Source organism: Halomicrobium sp. HArcel3, assembly GCF_058933135.1.
Map to the genome: position 1 here is coordinate 567112 of NZ_JBZYDN010000001.1, position 19615 is coordinate 586726.

Here is a 19615-nt window from a genome sequence, read left to right on the forward strand (position 1 = left end):
GCTGGTTCCCGCGACGTGCGTGCGCGTGCGACCGAATGGTCCCCGAAGATTAACCCCGCCAGACGCCAAAACCACCGCCATGGCACACGTAACGGTCCACCGAGACGACGTCGCGCTCGACGAGCCGATGCTGGTCGAGGGGCTACCGGGGATCGGCCTCGTCGGCAAGATCGCCGCGGACCACCTGGTATCGGCCTTCGAGATGACGCACTACGCGTCGATCCACTGCGATGGACTCCCGCGCGTCGCCGTCTATCAGAAAGGTGAGACTGGCGTTCGGTCACCGGTCCGGATCTACGCCGACGAGGAGCGGGACCTGCTCGTCCTCAGCAGCGACGTCCCCGTCTCCCCGAAGAGCGCCGAACACTTCGTCGACTGCGTCACGGACTGGTTCCAGGACCACGACGTGACGCCCATCTACCTGACCGGCCTGCCCGCCGAGAAGGGCGACGTCCCCGAACTCGACGGAATCGCGACGGGCGGTGCGGCGGACCTGCTGGCCGAGGCGGGCATCGAGGCGCCCAGCCAGGATGGCGCGGTGACGGGACCGACCGGCGCGCTCATCTACGAGGCGGAGCGACGCGACCTCGACGCGGTGGGCCTGATCGTCGAGTCGAACAGGCAGTTCCCCGACCCCGAGGCGGCGCGGATCGTCCTCCTGAACGGAATCGAACCGCTCACCGGCGTCGAGGTCGAGACCGACAGCCTGGTCGAACAGGCCGAGGAGATCAGCGAGGCCAAGTCACAGCTCGCCCAGCAGATGCAACAGGCCAGCGAGGAGAGCACGAGCGCCGAGCCACTCGGGATGTATCAGTAACTGGCGTCTCCGCGCCGGGTATCGCAGAGAGCGGTCTCGGATTGCCGGTGGCGGGAATCCTGGCTGGTCCCGAACGAACGGTGTCTGGGGCGCGCTCGGATCCGCGAGTTGTCGCGCTTCCCACCGGCATGACTCCCTGTACCGGATTCTCACACTGATTGGACTGCGCTCCGAGATTTTACACCGGTAGCAGACGTGAGATGTGTTCTACATTCGTACTCGCAGCACCGTCGACTGGTTTCAGACAATTATCACCATATAATGTCTTTGAATTGATGAATATTAAGGTGCTATTGGATAATTACGCAGTATGGATCAGGAAACCGATCCACGGCCACGAGGCAAAGACACGTCGAACCGACCGACGGACGACGGATCCACCCCGACCCGCCGTCGGGTGCTCCAGGGCGTCGGTACGAGCGGTCTGGTCGGGCTGGGGCTGGTCGGCGGGTCCGGCGTCGCCACTGCCAGCGAGTCGGCCGACGAGTCGCAGGTTGAATTCACCGCTGAACCGTTGTCACCGCGCGAGAAGGGCCAACTGAGGGGTGAAGTGCTGTCCTCCAGTGCGTTCAAAACTATCCGTCGATCGACTCGTGAGCGGGGTTTCAGGCCGGACCTGGGTGATGTCACTGGGATGCGAGTGACGAACGAGGGAACGGGATCTGAGTGGCTCGCACTCAAAGTGCCCTGCGACTACGAGGGGGAAGCGGACGACGACCGGATCCGCGGCGCGGTCCTGTTCGGTCATCGGACCGACGACGAGATCCTGGCACGGTGTATCTCACAGTGTGAAGGCGACCCGATATTCGTCGACGAATGCACCACTGCAGTCGGTGACAACTCCGCCGCCAGGGCGGACGATGGCGTGTTCGTCTACAGAATTCCCACGACGGGGGGAGGTGACTGACGATGCCGGAACTCGACGCACCCGGGTACGAGTACCTGATGACCATCGACGTCAACGACCTCTGTAACGACGTTTACGGTGACGACAACCAGGTCACCGAGTGGCTCGAGGATCACGGTGCTCCGACGGGAGGGCCTGGCGTGTTGTGCGCCGGCGTCGCCATTGTCGGAGGTGCGGCCAGTTGGATTGGCGGACCGGTCACCGTCGTCGGCGGTGCGAGCATAGCCGGTACGATCTGTCTCGCCGGGACCGCGACCTGTACGATCGAGGGGATATTCTCGGAGATGACTACCTGCAACGCCGTCGAACTCGAAGTGTACGGACGAGAGGAGTACACCACGAACTCCGACCTGAACGTCCTGATCGTCCCCACGTGCGAGGGGTACCTCGACGTCGACTTCGACGACGCGGTCGACGCGCTTCAGGACGCTGGCGGGAGCGCGGTCGATACTGCGGACGACATCGCCGACGACCTCGCCGACGCCGGCGGTGACGTCATCGACGAGGGGACCGACCTGATCGGCTTCTAGGCGCACCGTTCGTCGATATGCCCCTTCTCCTCGTCCTTTTGAGCCACAGACTCACGACCAAAACGTTTGTCTATCGTCATGTCGAGCAATCGGACACGATGGTCGTCACCAAATTCGAATTCGTACTGATCTCGGTCTTCCTGTTCACGGCGATTATGGGGTTCGTCGACGCACCGTACCTGTCTCCGGCGGACGGCGTCCTGATACTCGTTCTGGGCATCGTGTTGCTCGTCGCGAACCGCCTGGTTTGAGAGTAGCCATCGCTTATCCAGCGACTCTCGCTGGTTCGCAGCGCCGATGACACGGTGAGCGGCGCTTCCCATACAGCGCCGGTGACGGAGACCGACGCGAGTCGGTGCGAGTCCGTCGCCACACCAGTTAAGCCCTCCGCGCCGCGTACTGGGCACGTGACCCGTGTACGAATCCCCGGACAGAGACGAACGGAAACGGAATCGCCGTCGCTCCGGTTCGCGTACGTAGCGTGTGACCTCACCGACGGGGCCGACGGAACGCCCGTGCGTGGACGTGCGAGCGCGCCCGCGTCACCACGTCGCTGGTCTCATCGGACCGTCTGCGAGAGTGCCATCGCGCCGAGGGCGACCCAATGAGCGACACGCAACGGCGAGTGGCACAGCTCGTGATCGTCGCGCTGGCCGCCCTGCTCGCCGCCATCGTCGGCTGGATCGTGTTCGTCGTCGTCCCCCAGAACCTGGCGCAACTGCTCGGCGTCCTCCTCCTGATCGGGCTCGTCGTGGTCGCGGTCCGCGTGGGCGGCAATATCGCGAACTCCATCTTCCCCTCGCACAACGCGGCCGAGGTCGCCGTCGAGGGACCGATCACCCGCGACGGCGGTGGGAGTCTGACCAGCCCGCCGGTCGGGGCCGTCGCCGACGAAATCGTCGACCAGATCGAACGCGCCGAGGATGACGACGGCGTCCAGGCGCTCCTCCTGAAGCTCAACACGCCCGGCGGCGAGATCGTTCCGAGCGAGGACATCCGGATCGCCGCCGAGCGCTTCGACGGTCCGACTATCGCCTACGCCACGGACGTCTGCGCCAGCGGCGGCTACGACATCGCCGCGGGCTGTGACGAACTCTGGGCCCGCGAGGGGAGCATCGTCGGTTCCATCGGCGTCATCGGCTCGCGGGTCAACGCAGCCGACCTGGCCGACCGCCTCGGCCTCTCCTACGAGCGCCTGGCCGCCGGGGAGTACAAGGACGCCGGGACGCCGCTGAAGGAGTTCGAACCCGACGAACGGGCCTACCTCCAGGGGCTCATCGACGACTACTACGACCAGTTCGTCGAGACCGTCGCCGAGGGTCGTGAACTCGACGAGGAGACGATTCGCGACACCGAGGCGCGCGTCTACCTCGGCGACCAGGCTGCCGAACTGGGGCTCGTGGACGAGCTCGGGACGCGCGAGGACGTCGAGGCCCACGTCGAGGAACTGATCGACGAGCCAGTGGCCGTCGAAGAGTTCGAACCCAGCCGGGGCGTCATGCGGCGGCTCCGCGGCGGCGCCCAGTCGGTCGCGTTCGCGCTGGGCGCTGGCGTCGCGAGCGTCTTCAGCGGCGACGTCGACGGGCTGTCGTTCCGCCAGTAGTCGCTGTCGTTCGCCGGTAGTCGCCGTCGGTCACCCCGCAGTGCCCGTCCAGTGAGTGCGAACCCGGACCACGGTAGTGGGGATTTTTATTCTCTGATACACTCTCACTCACCGTGACAACGCTGGTGGTCTGTATCGACCGGGGCGGGGAGTTTCCCGCCGACGCCTCCCTGCCAATCGACGGTCAGGGTGCCGTCGAATCCCTCGTCACCGAGGTCGGCGTCGACGACCCGGAAGACAGTCGCGTCAACACGATGCTCGAGGGACTTCGCGTGGCCCGCGACCTCGAAGCCGACGGCGACGACCCGGTGGTCGCGGTGCTCGGCGACCGCGGCGACGGCGTCAGTGCCGACCGGAGCGTCGCTCGCCAGGCCGACGAACTCATCGAGCAGTACGAGCCGGATTCGGCCGTCGTCGTCGTCGACAGTGCCGAGGACGAGCGACTCGTCCCCATCATCGAGAGCCGCCTCCGCGTCGACGCGGTCGACCGCGTCGTCGTCCGCCAGGCCCGGGACCTCGAATCGACGTACTACCTGCTCAAGCAGTTCCTCGCCGACGAGGAGCTCCGGAAGACGGTGCTGGTCCCCCTCGGCGTCGCCCTCATCGCGTTCCCCCTCCTGCTGCTCATCGGTGACAACCCCGCCTTCGCCATCGGCGCCATCACGGCCGCCGTCGGTGGGTTCCTCATCTACAAGGGGCTCGGTATCGACGAGTACCTCTCGCGACTTCCCGGGGAGATACAGGAGGCCCTGTACTCCGGCCAGGTGTCGCTGGTCACCTACGTCGTCGCGGTGGGCCTCACCCTCGTCGGCGCATTCGTCGGCTTCCTCGCAATCTCGGACGTCGACCACGCGAACACGTTCCTCCTCGTCAACCACTTCGTGTTCAGCGCCGTCCCGTGGCTCACCGCGGCAGCCCTCGCCGCTTCGACGGGCCGTCTGCTCGACGAACTCATCCAGCGCGAGGGGGTCCGCTCGGCCTTCGTCAACCTGCCGTTCGCGGCCGTCGCCGTCGGCCTCCTCGCACGCGGTTTCTCGGCCTACTTCCTCGAACGAGGCCGCGTCTTCGATTCGTTCCGCGTCGGCCGCATCGACTACGCGATGGTGAACATCGAACCCTTCGCGCTCGAACCGGGGACCCGCCTCGCGCTGTTCATCCTGGCGAGCATCCTCATCAGCCTCGTCGGTGTCCGCTTCTCGACGTACTTCAACCAGACGAGCATCGAAGAGGAACTGGTCGACTGAACGCCGGGAGACTCCCGCTGGTCGTCTCCCGAACCCTGCGCTCACCAATTCCGGGTGGACCCGAATCCACATCGATTTATCCATCGAAGCGGAAGCACTGCTCATGACCGGCGCGTGGGTGAGCCTGTTCTCCGGCGGCAAGGACTCCTCGTGGGCGCTGTACCGCGCCCTCGAACGTGACCTCCCCGTCGAGCGACTCGTCACCGTCCATCCAGAGGGCGATTCGTACATGTACCACGTCCCGGCGACGGATCTCGCGTCGCTGGCGGCCGAGAGCATCGGAATCCCGCTTCTCGACGTGAAGCCGGCCGACTTCGGGGCGGACGACGTCCCCGACTCCAGCGCGCAGGGCGACAGCGAACTCGAACCCCTGGAGGCGGCGCTCGAAGATCTGGACGACGAACTGGACGGCGGCGTCGCCGGCCTCACCGCCGGCGCCGTCGAGAGCGAGTACCAGACCTCCCGCATCGAGGGGATGGCCGAGCGCCTCGACGCCGAACTGTTCGCCCCGCTCTGGCAGCGCGACCCCAGAGCACTCGCCGACGAGATGCTCGACGCCGGCTTCGAAATAAAGATAATTCAGGTCGCCGCCCACGGACTCGACGAGTCGTGGCTGGGGCGCACGCTCGACGCCGACGCGCTTGACGTACTCGAAGCCCTCAACGACGAGTACGGGGTTCACATCCTCGGCGAGGGCGGGGAGTTCGAGACGCTGGTGACCGACGGGCCCCACATGGACCGGCCGATCCGGCTGGAGTACGAGACGGAGTGGGAGGGAACTCGTGGCTCTGTGAAGATTACGGACGCCTGGCTGGACTAACTATCGCTCATAGCCGCGCTTGCTCGGTACGTCGCTAACGCTAGCGAGCTTTTGTTGGAACTGTTCGAAACTGACTGATCAACGGGGAGAACTACTCCCTACGCCCCGTTCGTTATCTGCGTGTGTGCCCCGATGAGTGCACCCGAGAGGTCCAGACTCTCGACGCGCGTCTCGCGGTCGATGATGGACTCCCGGATGTCGCAGTCGCGAATGGTCGTCTCGGGGAAGATGACCGCGCGGTCCAGGTTCGAGTTGACGACTTCGGCGCCGTCCAGGACGTGGACGTTGTCGCCGAGCGTGGTGTCCTCGATGGACGCCGAGTCGGCGACGAAGTTGTCGCCCTGGAGCTGCCAGGAGACGGCCTCGAGGTAGCTGTCGGGCGTGCCGATGTCGAACCAGGCCTCGTCGAAGGTGAAGGCGTTGACCTCGCCGTCGTCGACGAGCCACTGGATGAACCAGCCGGGTTCGTCCGGGTTGTTGCCGCCCTGGAGGTACTCGTCGAACCGGACTTCCTCGGCGGGGAAGGCGTAGCAGGCGATGGAGACCAGCGTGCTGTTGGGCTCGTCGGGCTTCTCCTGGAAGTCGACGACCTCGTCGCCGTCGAGTTCGACCAGCCCGTATGACTTGGCTTTCTCGCGGGAGCCGACGTCGTAGGCGGCCAGCGTGGTCGCCCCTTTCTCCTCGAAGAAGTCGAGGAAGTCGGCGACGTCGAAGCTGATCAGGTTGTCGCCGGCGATGACGAGGAGGTCCTCGTCCTCGATGCCCTCGCGCTCGACGAGCTGGGCGAGCGCGCCGACGACGCCGAACTTCTCGTCTTCTTCTGTCGTGTCCTCGACGCTGATGGTCGGTTTCTCGAACGCCGACTCGGCGAGGTGGGCCTCGAAGTCCTCGGCGAACCGCTCGTTCGTGCTCAGGTACACCTCGTCGATACGTTCGTCCGCTTCCAGCTCCCCGAGGATCCGGTCGATGACGGTCGATTCGCCGACCGGGAGCAACATCTTCGGTCGGTTCTTCGTGACGGGCCACAGCCGCGTCGCGTACCCCCCGGCGAGGACCACAGCTTCCATACCTACACGGACTAACGTCGGATGTAAGTCCTTTTCCGTTGCAGGTGCGGGTTTCCGGTGCTCGCGGGCGGTCAGCCCAGATTGCGAGCGACCGTTCAGTGGCTAAAACTCCTCGACGTGTGGCCGCAGGTCCAGTTCCAGCGTCCACGCCGAGCGGTCCTGCTCGACGAGGTGCCAGTACTCGTTCGCGATTTCGTCCGGGTCGAGGAAGGCCTCCTCGGGCCGGTCGTCCGCCCGCTCCGCGGCGTCTGGTGTTAGGATCTGGCCGTCGACGATGACGTGCGCGACGTGAATCCCGTCGGGGCCCAGTTCACGAGCCATGGACTCGGCCATGCCCCGGACGGCGAACTTCGCCGCCGAAAAGCCGATGGCGCCGTCCTTTCCGCGGACCGACGAGGTAGCCCCGGTGAAGACGACTGTCCCGCCGTCGCCGGCGAGCATGTCCTCGACGGCCGCCTGGGAGCAGTGCAGCGCGCCTCGCGGGCCGACGTCGAGCGCCGTCTCGAACTCGGCGTCGCCGACCGCCCGGAGTCCTTTCCAGGGCGCGGCGCTGGCGTTGTAGACGAGCACGTCGACGGAACCGAACGCCTCCCTGACGCGGTCGAAGCCGGCCGCTATCTGGTTCGGGTCTGCGAGATCGTTCGGTACCGCGATGCCGTCGCCTGCGGTCTCGCCGAGTTCGTCCGCGAGCTCCTCGATGTACTCCGATGAACGGGCGAACAGCCCGACCTCGCACCCTTCCGCCGCGAACGTTCGCGCGACAGACTCGCCGAGTCCCGGACCGGCGCCGGCGACGACAGCAGTTCGTGACATAGCGCCATCTCAGAACTCCGTCCCGAAAAACCTGCGCAGTCGGTCGTGTCGTTCGGGGCCGTCACGGCAGCGGCGGCACAGACGGCGTCAGTGCTCGACGTACTCGACGAGGACGCCGCCGGTCGCCGAGGGATGGAGGAAGGCGACGTCGTGGCCCCACGCGCCCTGGCGCGGTTCCTCGTCGATGAGGGCGACGTCCGCCTCGCGAGCGACGTCGAGCGCCGCTTCGATATCGTCTGTCTCCAGGGCGACGTGGTGGATACCGGGCCCGTTCCGTTCGAGGTACGACGAAATCGGGCCGTCGGCGTCCGCGACCGGTTCCAGCAATTCGAAGTAGCCGTTCCCGAGGTCGAGGAAGGTCACCGATAGCTCGCCGAACGTCTCCTCGTGGGCGACCGGCGCGTCGAACAGGCCGCCGTAGAGGTCGACGAGGGCCGCCGCGTCGTCCGTCGCGATGCCCGCGTGGTCGAATCTCATAGGGCTGACCCCGGCTGATACTCGCCGAACACGTCGCGCAACACGTCGCAGCATTCGCCCGTCGTCGCGTAGGCCTTGACCGCGTCGACGAGGTAGGGCATGAGGTTCTCGTCGCCCTCGGCCGCGTCGCGGAGGGCAGCGAGTTTTGTATCGACTTCATCGTCGTCCCGTTCGTCCCTGATGGAGGCCAGCCGCTCGCGCTGGCGTTCCTCCTGGCTCTGGTCGACCTCGTCGATGTCGACGGCCTCCTCCTCGTCGACGGTGTACTCGTTGACGCCGACGATGATGCGCTCGCCCTCCTCCTGTTCGCGCTGGCGCTCGAAGGCGACGTCCTGTATCTGGCGCTGGACCCACTGGTCCTGGATTGCCTGGGTCATCCCGCCGCGTTCGTCGACCTCGGCCATGATTTCTCTGGCCTCCGCCTCCACGTCGTCGGTCAGGGACTCGACGTAGTAGCTCCCGCCGAGGGGGTCGACGGTGTCGGCGACCCCTGATTCGTGGGCGAGGATCTGCTGGGTCCGGAGCGCGGTCCGGACGCTCTGCTCCGTCGGGAGGCCGACGGCCTCGTCTTTCCCGTTGGTGTGGAGGCTCTGGGTCCCCCCGAGGACTGCCGCCAGCGCCTGGTAGGCGACGCGGACGACGTTGTTCTCGACCTGCTGGGCGGTCAGCGTCGACCCGGCGGTCTGGGTGTGGAACTTGAGCTGCTTGCTCTTTGGGTCCTCGGCGTCGAAGCGCTCGTCCATCAGGTCGGCCCACAGGCGGCGGGCGGCCCGGAACTTCGCTACCTCCTCCAGGACGTTGTTGTACGACGCGAAGAAGAAGGAGAGCTGCGGTGCGAACTCGTCGACGTCGAGCCCCGCGTCGATGGCTGCCTCGACGTACTCGATGCCGTCGGCGAGCGTGAACGCAATCTCCTGGGCCGCGGTCGAGCCGGCCTCGCGGATGTGGTAGCCGGAAATGGAGATGGTGTTGAAGTTCGGCACCTCCGCGGCGCAGAACTCGAAGATGTCCGTGATGATTCGCATCGACGGCTCCGGCGGGTAGATGTACGTGTTGCGGGCGATGTACTCCTTGAGCACGTCGTTCTGGATGGTGCCCCGGAGTTCCTCGCGCGGAACACCCTGCTGGTCGCCGATGGCGACGTACATCGCCAGCAGGACGCTCGCCGGCGCGTTGATGGTCATCGACGTCGAGACGTCGTCGAGCGGGATGCCCTCGAAGACGGTCTCCATGTCCCGCAGCGAGTCGATGGCGACGCCCGTCTTCCCGACCTCGCCGGCGGCCATCGGGTCGTCGGAGTCGTGGCCCATCTGCGTCGGCAGGTCGAACGCCATCGACAGCCCGGTCTGGCCCTCGTCGAGCAGGTAGTTGAACCGCTCGTTGGTCTCCCCGGCGGTCCCCATCCCGGCGTACTGGCGCATCGTCCAGAGCCGTCCGCGATACCCCGTCGGGTAGACGCCGCGCGTGTACGGTTCCTCGCCGGGGAAGCCCAGGTCGTCCTCGTACTCTACGTTTGCAATGTCTTCGGGCGTATACAGACGGTCGACCTCACGGCCGCGCGTGTCTGTCTCGAACGTTTCCCGGCGCTCCCCGAACCGGTCTACCGTCGGCTGGACCTGCTCGGCCTCCCACTCCTCCCTGGCAGAGCGAATCTCGTCCAGCTCCTCCGGGTCGAACATACCCGCAGGTGCGCACGCAGTCCTTTAACCGTTACCGAATCTTGACGATTATTCACTAGTGTTCTGCTCGTCGGTCGCCGGCTGATAGTGGTGGTTGTAAGCCCTTCCCGGCGTTCGACGGCACCAGCCACGTCGAACGCCGCGACAAAGTTACAACCACCACTATGGTTCGTCCAGCAGGTACCGGAACGCCCGCAGCGTATTCTCGCCGGCGTCGGTCAGCTCGACGAGCTTCGATCGGCCGCGCTCGCGGACGGTGACGTACTCGTTCTCCCGGAGCGGGTCGAGGACGTGGCTGTCGAGCAGGCGGTACTCGCTCTTCCGGTTCGCCGCGTCGTGGTCGGTGACGAACGGAAGCCCCGCGTCCTTGCCGAAGGTTATCAGGTCTCGCTTGCGCGCGCCGTCCTCCCGGGCCACGTAGTCCATCACGGCGACGTGCTGCGGGTCGGGGCTCTCCATCGGGTACGTGGGAAGCTCCGTCACTTCCCGGATGCCCTCCGCCGTGTCACTCTCACTCTCGGCGGCGTAGCGTTCGGCGCGCACGTAGTACGGCGTCGCACCGGTGGCCATGCAGGCGATCATCCCGCCGATGGCGGTTACCTTGCTGCCCGAGGCGAGGTTGACGTAGACGTCGTGGTCAGCGAAGCGCGTGGCCAGTTTCGCGACGGTGCCGATGGAGTCGTAGAAGTCGAAGACGTCGCAGGACACCGACTCGTGGTCGATGCCCCGGTCGTCGAGGCGCTCGCGAACCACGTCGCCGTAGGAGGGGTGGTCCGTCTCGTCGTCGTACTCCAGCAAGACGACGCGGTCGGCCCGGAACCGCTCGGCGGCGAGGACGATGCGGTCGTTCTCGTAGCCCACCGGCATCAGGTGTACGCGCTCGGTGACGTCCATGACGGGAGGCTCCGGGGCCGGCCCCAAAGCTGTTATGTCGACACAGTCGACACAGCTCCGGCGCCCGGTCGCCGGCCCATGACGACGGACCGACAGCTTCTTCGAACGGACACGACACCGTGTGGATCCAATGCCCGAGGACGTCAACCGGGAGACGGTCGAGCGCAGGCGGGACAGGCTCCTCGACGAGTACGGGGAGGTCCGCCTTCACGAGGAGGGGGAAGTCGTCGACGCCGAACGGTTCCCGGAACTCCGGAAACTGGCCCGTGACGGCTACACCGGTGGGGCCTACGCCTGGGTCGTTCGCCGGCCCGAACAGGCCGCCGACCTGACCGAATCGATGCCCGACGAGGTGGACGAGGGGCCTGCAGTGCTGATGATACTCGGCCGCGGCGGCAAGCGATGGGGGCTCGCGGGTGGGGGTCGCGAGGCTGGCGAGACGTACGAGGAGGCGGCGGTCCGTGAGATCCGCGAAGAGACCGGCGTCGACTGTGAGCTGACGGACCTGTTCCTGATCCGCCACTGTGTCGCCACTTCGGACGGTGACCACGACGAGCGCCTGCACACGCTCTCGGTGTTCTTCGACGCAGCCTACGCCGGCGGGCACGTGGCGATACAACCCGGCGAACTCGCCGGCGCGGCGTGGTTCGACCGCCCGCCGGCGCGACTGTATCCGGAGAACGCCTATCGCGCGGCGACGTTCTGGGACGACTTCGAGACGAACGGGGATCCGCTTGCCGAGTACGGGGAGTGATCGGTCTGTAATGCCAGTGTCGACTGTGTCGCCTGTGTCGTTTCTGTCGTGAGAGTAGTTTTACGGCCCGCAGACGCCGTTGCTCCTATGCCGACTGGCCTGACCGTCCGCCGGTTCCGCGACGACGGTCCGCGCGTGCGGGAACTCAACGAGGCGGCCCTCCGGGGCGCGGGTGACTACGCCGAGGACGTCCCCGAACCGGACCTCGACGACGTCCCGGGCCACTACCTCGACCGCGACGGGGAGTTCCTGGTCGGTCGCCACGGCGGCGAAATCGTCGCGACCGGTGCCTACCACCACGTCGACGAGTGGCCACTCGCCGGGCGGTTCGACTTCGACCGCCGGACTGCGGAACTCACGAGGGTGCGCGTCGACCCCGACTACCAGCGCCGGGGATTCGGACGGGCGCTCTACCAGGAACTGGAGTACCGCGCTCGCGGCGACGGCTACCACCAGATCGTCCTGGACACGGGCGCCGGGAACGACGTCGCACAGTCGTTCTACGACTCGCTGGGATTCCGATTCATCGGCGAAGAGCGACTGGAGGGATTCGGTGAGACGTTCGAACTCGCCGTCTACTGGAAGTCACTGATCGGGTAAACAGCCCTACTGCTCACGGAAATCGGATCGTCTCCGTTGCCGGGTCCATCTCCACCTGGCCGCCGATGGGGACCGGCACTGTCGGGTTCGTGTGCCCGAAGTCGAGGTCGAAGACTGCCGTCGCGTCAGGGTTGTACCGGTCGAGCATCGAGCGGACCGCGTCGCGCTGGTCACGCCGGTACTCCGTTCGTTCGTCGACACTTCGGTCGTCGAACCGATGGCGGGACTGTGGACGGCCGACGAGGACGCCGTCGAACCGTTCGAGGAGGCCGCGCTCGCCCATCGCCTGGAGCGTCCAGCGAACGCGGTCGGCGCTGGGGAGTTGCTCCGACGTTTCCAGGGCGAGAATCTCGCCGTCGAGGGCAGCGGCGTCGGGGAGGTACCTGTTCGCCGCGAGTTGCCAGCGGAGGATGGCGAGACAGCCACCCCAGAGCCGCCCTTCGACGGGTCGGTCTCCGTGCCAGCGCCAGCCGTCGTTGGCCTCGTACTCGGGCTCCTGATCGGCATAGTCCTCGGCGCCCCAGTCGACGACGTCGTCCGTCCACTGCTCGGCGGGTTCTATCTCGCCGATGGACTCCTCGAACAGCGCTCTGCGAAGGTAGCGCTCCGTGTACTTGGGCAGGAATCCGGGCGTCGCGATCTGGTTGAGGATCTGACCGCCGTAGAACGAGACGATACCCTGGTTCCAGAGGGAGAGCGCGAGGTTGGTGTTGTCGCTCATCCCGAAGAAGCGCGTCGGGTTCGCCCGGAGGACGTCGGGGTCGAGGTGTTTCAGGACCCGGAGCTGGTCGTCGCCCCCGATGGTGGCGAAGACCGCCGAAATATCGGGGTCCCGGAACGCCGCGTGGACGTCGGCAGCCCTGGCCTCGGGGTGGCCCCGGAGGTAACGGTCAGACTGCCGGGCCGTCGGGTAGACCACTGGTTCGAGGTCGAAGACGTCACGCAGCCTGTCCAGCCCGAGCGTGAGGACGTCTCGGTGGTGAGCGGCGGCGCCGCTCGACGGTGCGACGACGGCGACGCGGTCGCCGGGTGACGCAGCCGGTGGGATCGTGAATTCGTCGGCCATACGACGGAATCCGAACGAACCCGGGAAAAGCGTGTCCCCGGCGTGAGATTCACTGGCAACTGTTCCTGCGATCTCGACCACTCCCTGTGACGGTCCGAAACCGGATCGGGGCGGCTGGAGCCGGCCTATCGCGGTCTACCGCCCGGTGTCGTACTTGTAGGTCGCTTCCTCGGGGTCGATGCCGAAGTCCTCGGGGCCCTCGACGGGTTCGCCCTCGCCCGCTTCCTCCGCAGTCGCGCCCTTGAACCGCTCCCGGAACTCGTCGGGCATCCGGAAGTCGTCAGTGTCGATTCGGGTCGGGACGGCGTCGGGTTCGAGGGTCTCCCGTTTCGATTCGAGGCGTTCCCGTAGTTTCTCGGGCAGCTGTGACTCGTCGATGCGCTCGAAGCCGAACTGCTGGAGGTAGTCGGGATGGCCGGTCAGCGAGTACACCGTCTCGAACCCCTCGTCGCTGGCGTACTCGACGAGGCGTTCGACGACGTGGGCGCCGATTCCCTGGCCGCGCCACGCGTCGAGGACGCCGATGCTCGTCAGTTCACACAGTTCCGTCTCGTCCTCGGGCTTGTGGATGCGGATGCGGCCGAAACCGGCCTTCTCGTGGCTCTCCTCGTCGATGGCCACCACGTAGTCCCGCGACCGGAACGCCGTCTCGTCGAGCCCCATCTCCTCGATGCGGTCGAGCAGCCAGACCTCCTCGCGGTTTTTCGCGTCCCGGACGTACATATCCGAACCTTGGTAAGCTGTGTGCAAAAGGGTTTTCGACCCACCAGAATCTGTAACGAACCGCTGGGCACGTCGTCGTACGGACCGAATTCGGCCGCCGCCCGCCCCGGACGCGCGCAATTACTTTGGCACTCGTCACCGAATGTCGTGGTATGGGATCCGATTCGCTGGACGGGCTCGACCGGTTCGCCTACGAGCCCTCCCGGGAGTTCGTCGAGTCGACCAACGTCTGGCAGTTCATGCAAGAGTACGGGATGGCGGACTACGACGAACTGATCGAGCGTACCACGGGCGACGTCGACGGGGAGCCAGCGTCCGGCGTCGACTGGTTCTGGGACCTGCTCCCCGAGTACCTGGGTATCGAGTTCTACGAGGAGTACGACGAGGTCAGAGACGACAGTGGGGCGCGACGCGCCCCAGAAAGTGCGAGCGGCGAAGCCGCGCGCAAAGATGGACCGCAGTTCAGCGACTGGTACCCGGGCGGCGAGATAAACCTGGCCCACAACGTCCTCGACCGGCACGCCGCCGTCGACAGCGAGACCCGCAACAAGAGCGCTATCGTCTGGGAGGGCGAACCAGGCGACACGCGCGACGTCACCTTCCACGAACTTCACCGGCAGGCCAACCAGGTCGCCAACGCGCTCGAACAGCGGAACGTCGGAACGGGGGACACCGTCGGCCTCTACATGCCGATGGTCCCGGAAGTCGCGGCTATTCTCTACGGCTGTTTCGAGGTCGGCGCCATCGCCGTTCCCATCTTCTCCGGGTTCGGCGTCGACGCCACGGCGACCCGCATCGAGGATTCGGAGTGCTCGGTGCTGTTCACCGCCGACGGGTTCTACCGCCGCGGGAACGAGGTCACGCTCAAGGACACCGCCGACGCGGCCATCGCGGAGGCCGGCCACGTCGACCACACCATCGTCTACGGGCGACTGGGCTCCGACGAGACGGCCCTCGACTGGGACGACGACCGCGACCAGTGGTGGAACGAGGCGGTCTCGATCCAGTCCGACGAGTACGAGACGAAGCATCTCCCCGCCGATCAGGAGTCGATGCTGCTGTACTCCTCGGGGACGACGGGGAAGCCGAAGGGAATCGTCCACACGCACGCCGGCGTCCAGCTGCAGTGTGCCAAGGAGATCTACTTCGGTTTCGACCACAAGGCACACGATCGGTTCTACTGGGTCTCCGACATCGGCTGGATGATGGGCCCGTGGACGCTTATCGGGAACCACACGTTCGGCGGGACGATATTCGTCTACGAGGGTGCGCCCGACCACCCACAACCGGACCGATTCTGGGAGATGATCGACCGCCACAAACTGACGGTGTTCGGCGTCTCCCCGACGGCCATCAGAGCGCTCCGGAAGCAAGGGGATCGGTGGCTGGACGGCCACGACCTCTCGTCGCTTCGCCTGCTCGGGTCCACCGGCGAGCCCTGGGACCCCGAGTCCTGGCAGTGGTTCCTCGACGAGGTAGGCGGTGGCGAGGCCCCCATAATCAACATCTCCGGCGGGACCGAGATCTGCGGTTGTTTCCTCATGCCGATGCCGATCCAGTCGCTCAAGCCCTGTACGCTCGGCGGCCCGGGGCTCGGGATGGCCGTCGACGTCGTGGACGAGGACGGCAACTCCGTCGCCGACCGACACGAACGGGGCTACCTCGTCGCCTCCGACTCCTGTCCGAGCACGACCAAGTCGCTCTGGAGCGGCGACGAGCGCTACATCGAGGAGTACTGGTCGACCTGGGACGACCTCTGGGACCACGGCGACTGGGCACAGGTCGACGAGGACGGGCTGTGGTTCCTCCACGGCCGCGCGGACGACGCGCTCAACGTCGCCGGACGGAAAGTGGGCCCCGCCGAGGTCGAGGGGGCGGCCATCGAGCACCCCGCCGTGACTCAGGCGTCGGCGGTGGGCGTCCCGGACGAAACCACCGGGACCGCGGTCGTCCTCTACGCGGTCCTCGCGGACGACACGGCCGAGTCCGACGACCTCCGCGAGGAGATTCGGAGTCTCGTCGGTGAGGAACTGGGCAAGCCGTTCCGCCCTCGCGAGGTGCTGTTCGTCGACGAATTTCCCAAGACCCAGAGCGGCAAGATCGTTCGCAGAGCCATCGCTGCTACCTACGAAGGCGAGGACCCGGGCGACCTGAGCAGCATCGAGAACCCGGAGTCACTCGAAGACGTCGAGGCGGCGCGGTAGCGGGCCGTTCACTCGGAGGGCGCCTGGCCACGTCCGCTGACCAGCACCGCCTTCTCCGTCCCCAGGATGACGCTCTGGGTGACGCTGCCGAACAGCACCTTGCCTGCCGGGGTGCGCTTCCGTCCCGCCAGACAGACGAGGTCCACGTCGGCCTCGTCGGCGTAGTCGAGAATCTCCGTGGCCGGGTCGCCGCTCTGTTCTGCCAGATCCACCTCGATGCCAGCCTCCTCCATGCGTTCCTGTGCCTCGCGGACGGAGCCGACCTGATTGACTGAGGCGCCCTCCGCGTTGTTCGTGAACACGTGGAGCAGGGTAACGTGGACCTCTTCGGCCGAATGCGGTAGTTCACTCACGGCCTCAGCCTGTGAGAGCGCGCGCGGTTCGTCACGATCCACCGGAACGAGGATCTCGTACATACAGACCCCTTTCGTGGCCTGTAACAAAAGCGTGTGCCTCGTTGTCGTCGCTGAAAGTCGGTCGGGAGTAACGGTGGAATACGGGAAACACCGAGCAACGAGGAGCGGTCAGTTCGTGCTGACGATCTTGATCACGTCGCCCTCTTCCAGTTCCGTCTCGTCCGAGATGCGTCGCTTCTCGCGGGCGTCGACGGCGTGGAGGTACCCCTCGCCGATGTCGGAGTGGACTGCGTAGGCCAGGTCTCTCGGTGTCGACCCCTCGGGCAGCAGGAAGGCGTCGGGGAGGACGGTGCCGGTGCCGTCGGTCCACTTGCTCTCGTTCTGGACGGGGAACGCGGTGAAGTGGTCGAGCAGCCCGTAGACGGCCTCGTCGAGGGCCTGCTGGACGCCCGTGCCGCCCCACTCCTCCATGACGTCGCGGATGCGTTCGAGGCCCTCGCGCTGGTCGCCACTGACGTCACCCGTAATCTCGAAGTCTGAGTCGCCTGGGTCGTAGTCGACGATGCCCGCGTCGGCCGCGCGCCGGAGGCCCAGTTCGCCATCGGCGGTGGCGGGAATCGCGTACTCGGCGGCCTCCTTCAGTCGTTCGACGTTCCCCTCCGGTGCGATGTCGGCCTTGTTGGCCACGACGACGATGGGTTTGGTCCGCTGGCGAATCTCGCGGGCCAGCGCCTCGCGGTGCTCGTCCTCCCAGGCGATGGGGTCGTCGGGGTAGTCGATGTCGCGCAAGGTACGCGCCACGTCGGCCTCCGTCGCCCCGACGCCGGTGAGCATCTCGGTCAGTTCCTCGTCGAGGTCGAAGTCAGGCGAGCGGGAGGCGCGCTCGACGCCCTCCCAGTTGCGCTCGACGATGCTCGCGAGCCAGAGGTCCATCTCCTCCTCGACGAAGTCGACGTCCTCGACGGGGTCGTGGCTCCCGATCTCGACGGGTTCGCCCTCCTCGTTCGTCCCGCCGGAGGCGTCGACGACGTTGAGGATGACGTCGGCGTTGGTGAGTTCGTCGAGGAACTGGTTTCCAAGGCCTCGCCCCTCGTGGGCGCCCGGGACCAGACCGGCGACGTCGAGCAGTTCGACCGGGACGTAGCGCTTGCCGTCGCGGCAGTTGTCCCCGCCGCAGCGCTCCTCACGGTCCAGGCAGGGGCAGTCGGTGCGGACGTAGCTCACGCCGCGGTTCGGGTCGATGGTCGTGAACGGGTAGTTGCCGACGTCGACGTCCGACTCCGTCGCCGCCTTGTAGAAGGTAGACTTGCCGGCGTTGGGCTTCCCCGCCAGCGCGATAGAGAGCATGCTACGTGGTACCGGGGTCGGGGAAAAGGGGGTTTCGGTTCACTCACCCCGTGAGCCGTCGGCGGATCCGACGTCAGAGTCTTTATTATCGAATGCCTGCCATCTGGATCCATGTCCCTCCGTCAGAGCGTCGCGCCCTCCATCCGCGCGGTCCATCCCTCGCTGTTCCTGGTCGGGTTCGCCGTCGTCGCTCTCCAGACCGCGCTCTCGTTCGCACTCGCCGCAGTCGAGGCGACCCTGTCGCCGGTGTACGGGCCCGTATTGACCCTCGCCGGACCGGTCGCTGTCCTGTTACTGACCGCGCCGCTGGCCGTCGGCCTCTACGAACCGGTCAGGGAGCGAACTGGCGACGCGAGGGAGACGATTTCGTCAGCGATCGGAGCGGTCCGGCGGTACTACCTGCGCGTGCTGACCGCGACGCTCTCTGCCTTCGCGGCGGCCGTCGCCCTCGCGCTCGCTGGCACGTCGCTGGCGTTCGTCCTCGCGACTGTCCTGCGCTACGTCCAGTACGTGACCGGCGATCCCGGGCAACCTATCGCCGTCCTCGCCGTCTGGGGGTTTCCGTTCCTGTTCGCGGTCTTCCTCGCCGCCGGCCTGCTCGTGACGCGCTTCGCCGACGTCTGCGTCGCGTACGACGGTGAGCGTCCCCGCGCCGCCTGGCAGTCGAGCGCGGGATTCGCCCGACGACGCCCCCTCTCGTTCCTCGGCTACGCGACCGTGACGACCGTGCTGCTGGGAACGGCTGAGCTGCTCCAGTTCGCCTTCGGCCAGGTCGACGACGCCACCTCCGTCGCGGCCGCCATCGGGGTCGTCGTGATCGTCGGCACTGTCGGCGTCACGCTCGCGTCGGCACTCCACGTCACCTACTTCGAGCGGACCGTCCGGCCGGCCCTCCAGGCCGTGCCGCCGGTCACCGTTCGTTGGACGCGGGTTGCTACGGTCGCCGTCGTCCTCGTCGCCGCCGTCGCTGGGACGGGCTACGTCCGCGCGGTCGACGCCGGTGCGGGCCAGGCCGAGATGCAGGAACTCCCGGACGACCCCGAAGCGGCATACGTCGTCGCGGCGAACAACACCCACGAGGCGAACCACCGTCGGACGGTCCTGGCCCGGAACGCCACCGAACCGGACAGCGAGTGGCGGAAGACGTCGGAGTCGGCTATCGACTACGACGACCGACGGGTGTCGATATTCTTCTACGGAGAGGACCCGGACGTCCGCGTCGGGAGCTACCACGGCGAGGGGACCATCGCGTTGCCAAGCGGCGGCGGGTCGTGGCGGGGAACCTTCGGCCCGGTCACGCGGGAGCGGAACGGCTGGACCGTGATTGCCATGCCCGGCTATGTCGTATCGGACCCGACAGACGTCGCGCCCGTACCGAAGCGGGGCGGTACCTGGTCGGTGGCGCACAGCAATGCGTCGGTGCTCGTGTACCAGTCGACGACCGCGGACGACATTCGGACGGCCTTCTCGACGTCGTACGCCGGAATGAACGGTGATCTTGCAAACGATAGCTATCTCAGGGTCGTCGTCGACCGCGAGCGAAGGGTCGTCGACACGGTCCGGATCCGGGCCCGCTCACTGGATACGGGGAACGCCTACGAGTACGAGATGCGCTACGCCGCAGACGAAACAGTCGACGTCGAGCGCCCGGAAGAAATCGGCCAGCGCTCACCGATGGAGTGGTTCTGGGACGTGCTGTACTACTGAACGGCGA

General features: G+C 66.5%; 20 protein-coding genes. 11 read left to right on the forward strand and 9 right to left on the reverse strand.

Features of this window, described 5'->3' with window-relative positions; genetic code table 11:
• Window positions 1-79 precede the first annotated feature (79 nt).
• The 7 genes from AC5FRV_RS02815 (at window position 80) to AC5FRV_RS02845 (ending at window position 5921) form a co-directional block, all read left to right on the forward strand.
• A complete protein-coding gene (locus AC5FRV_RS02815; protein WP_493559600.1) occupies window positions 80-817 on the forward strand; it encodes a proteasome assembly chaperone family protein in 738 nt (245 codons plus the stop codon).
• Window positions 818-1127: 310 nt separating this feature from the next.
• Entirely contained in the window at window positions 1128-1724 is a 597-nt protein-coding gene (locus AC5FRV_RS02820) for a hypothetical protein (RefSeq protein ID WP_493559601.1), read from the forward strand.
• Window positions 1725-1726: 2 nt separating this feature from the next.
• Entirely contained in the window at window positions 1727-2254 is a 528-nt protein-coding gene (locus AC5FRV_RS02825; protein WP_493559602.1) for a hypothetical protein, read from the forward strand.
• 98 nt (window positions 2255-2352) lie between these two features.
• The gene (locus AC5FRV_RS02830) at window positions 2353-2505 is read left to right on the forward strand and encodes a hypothetical protein (protein WP_493559603.1); all 153 of its coding nucleotides are present in this window, start codon (window positions 2353-2355) and stop codon (window positions 2503-2505) included.
• Window positions 2506-2858: 353 nt separating this feature from the next.
• Complete coding sequence (gene sppA / locus AC5FRV_RS02835) at window positions 2859-3857, forward strand: signal peptide peptidase SppA (RefSeq protein ID WP_493559604.1); 999 nt, start codon at window positions 2859-2861, stop codon at window positions 3855-3857.
• 113 nt (window positions 3858-3970) lie between these two features.
• Window positions 3971-5101, forward strand: a complete 1131-nt coding sequence (locus tag AC5FRV_RS02840) for a DUF373 family protein (protein WP_493559605.1) — start codon at window positions 3971-3973, stop codon at window positions 5099-5101.
• A gap of 103 nt (window positions 5102-5204) precedes the next feature.
• Complete coding sequence (locus AC5FRV_RS02845; protein ID WP_493559606.1) at window positions 5205-5921, forward strand: diphthine--ammonia ligase; 717 nt, start codon at window positions 5205-5207, stop codon at window positions 5919-5921.
• 98 nt (window positions 5922-6019) lie between these two features.
• Here the strand turns inward: AC5FRV_RS02845 and AC5FRV_RS02850 are convergent, their stop codons facing one another.
• The 5 genes from AC5FRV_RS02850 to AC5FRV_RS02870 all read right to left on the reverse strand — a co-directional run bounded on the left by AC5FRV_RS02850 (window position 6020) and on the right by AC5FRV_RS02870 (window position 10851).
• Entirely contained in the window at window positions 6020-6988 is a 969-nt protein-coding gene (locus AC5FRV_RS02850) for a nucleotidyltransferase family protein (RefSeq protein ID WP_493559607.1), read from the reverse strand.
• A gap of 102 nt (window positions 6989-7090) precedes the next feature.
• Window positions 7091-7801 (reverse strand): SDR family NAD(P)-dependent oxidoreductase, encoded by a 711-nt coding sequence (locus AC5FRV_RS02855; RefSeq protein ID WP_493559608.1) that lies wholly within the window; start codon window positions 7799-7801, stop codon window positions 7091-7093.
• Between the two features lie 87 nt (window positions 7802-7888).
• Window positions 7889-8278, reverse strand: coding sequence for a methylmalonyl-CoA epimerase (gene mce, locus AC5FRV_RS02860; protein WP_493559609.1), 390 nt, complete (start codon window positions 8276-8278; stop codon window positions 7889-7891).
• Entirely contained in the window at window positions 8275-9957 is a 1683-nt protein-coding gene (locus tag AC5FRV_RS02865) for an acyl-CoA mutase large subunit family protein (RefSeq protein ID WP_493559610.1), read from the reverse strand. Before AC5FRV_RS02865 ends, mce begins: the two co-directional genes overlap by 4 nt.
• A gap of 162 nt (window positions 9958-10119) precedes the next feature.
• A complete protein-coding gene (locus AC5FRV_RS02870; RefSeq protein WP_493559611.1) occupies window positions 10120-10851 on the reverse strand; it encodes an HFX_2341 family transcriptional regulator domain-containing protein in 732 nt (243 codons plus the stop codon).
• 130 nt (window positions 10852-10981) lie between these two features.
• Between AC5FRV_RS02870 and AC5FRV_RS02875 the strand changes: the two genes are divergently transcribed.
• Window positions 10982-11605 (forward strand): NUDIX hydrolase, encoded by a 624-nt coding sequence (locus AC5FRV_RS02875; RefSeq protein WP_493559612.1) that lies wholly within the window; start codon window positions 10982-10984, stop codon window positions 11603-11605.
• 87 nt (window positions 11606-11692) lie between these two features.
• Window positions 11693-12205, forward strand: coding sequence for a GNAT family N-acetyltransferase (locus AC5FRV_RS02880; RefSeq protein WP_493559613.1), 513 nt, complete (start codon window positions 11693-11695; stop codon window positions 12203-12205).
• A 13-nt stretch (window positions 12206-12218) separates the two neighbouring features.
• On the opposite strand, the gene AC5FRV_RS02885 is transcribed toward AC5FRV_RS02880, so the two are convergent.
• Both AC5FRV_RS02885 and AC5FRV_RS02890 read right to left on the reverse strand, forming a co-directional pair.
• Entirely contained in the window at window positions 12219-13271 is a 1053-nt protein-coding gene (locus AC5FRV_RS02885; RefSeq protein WP_493559614.1) for a S66 family peptidase, read from the reverse strand.
• Between the two features lie 135 nt (window positions 13272-13406).
• Complete coding sequence (locus AC5FRV_RS02890; RefSeq protein ID WP_493559615.1) at window positions 13407-13994, reverse strand: GNAT family N-acetyltransferase; 588 nt, start codon at window positions 13992-13994, stop codon at window positions 13407-13409.
• Between the two features lie 152 nt (window positions 13995-14146).
• Between AC5FRV_RS02890 and AC5FRV_RS02895 the strand changes: the two genes are divergently transcribed.
• On the forward strand, window positions 14147-16198 hold the full coding sequence (locus tag AC5FRV_RS02895; RefSeq protein ID WP_493559616.1) for an AMP-binding protein: 2052 nt from the start codon (window positions 14147-14149) through the stop codon (window positions 16196-16198).
• Window positions 16199-16206: 8 nt separating this feature from the next.
• On the opposite strand, the gene AC5FRV_RS02900 is transcribed toward AC5FRV_RS02895, so the two are convergent.
• Both AC5FRV_RS02900 and AC5FRV_RS02905 read right to left on the reverse strand, forming a co-directional pair.
• The gene (locus AC5FRV_RS02900; protein WP_493559617.1) at window positions 16207-16614 is read right to left on the reverse strand and encodes a universal stress protein; all 408 of its coding nucleotides are present in this window, start codon (window positions 16612-16614) and stop codon (window positions 16207-16209) included.
• 108 nt (window positions 16615-16722) lie between these two features.
• The gene (locus AC5FRV_RS02905; protein ID WP_493559618.1) at window positions 16723-17901 is read right to left on the reverse strand and encodes a redox-regulated ATPase YchF; all 1179 of its coding nucleotides are present in this window, start codon (window positions 17899-17901) and stop codon (window positions 16723-16725) included.
• A gap of 111 nt (window positions 17902-18012) precedes the next feature.
• Here AC5FRV_RS02905 and AC5FRV_RS02910 point away from each other — a divergent pair, with 111 nt between their 5' ends.
• On the forward strand, window positions 18013-19608 hold the full coding sequence (locus AC5FRV_RS02910) for a DUF7847 domain-containing protein (protein WP_493559619.1): 1596 nt from the start codon (window positions 18013-18015) through the stop codon (window positions 19606-19608).
• The last annotated feature ends 7 nt before the right edge of the window (window positions 19609-19615 follow it).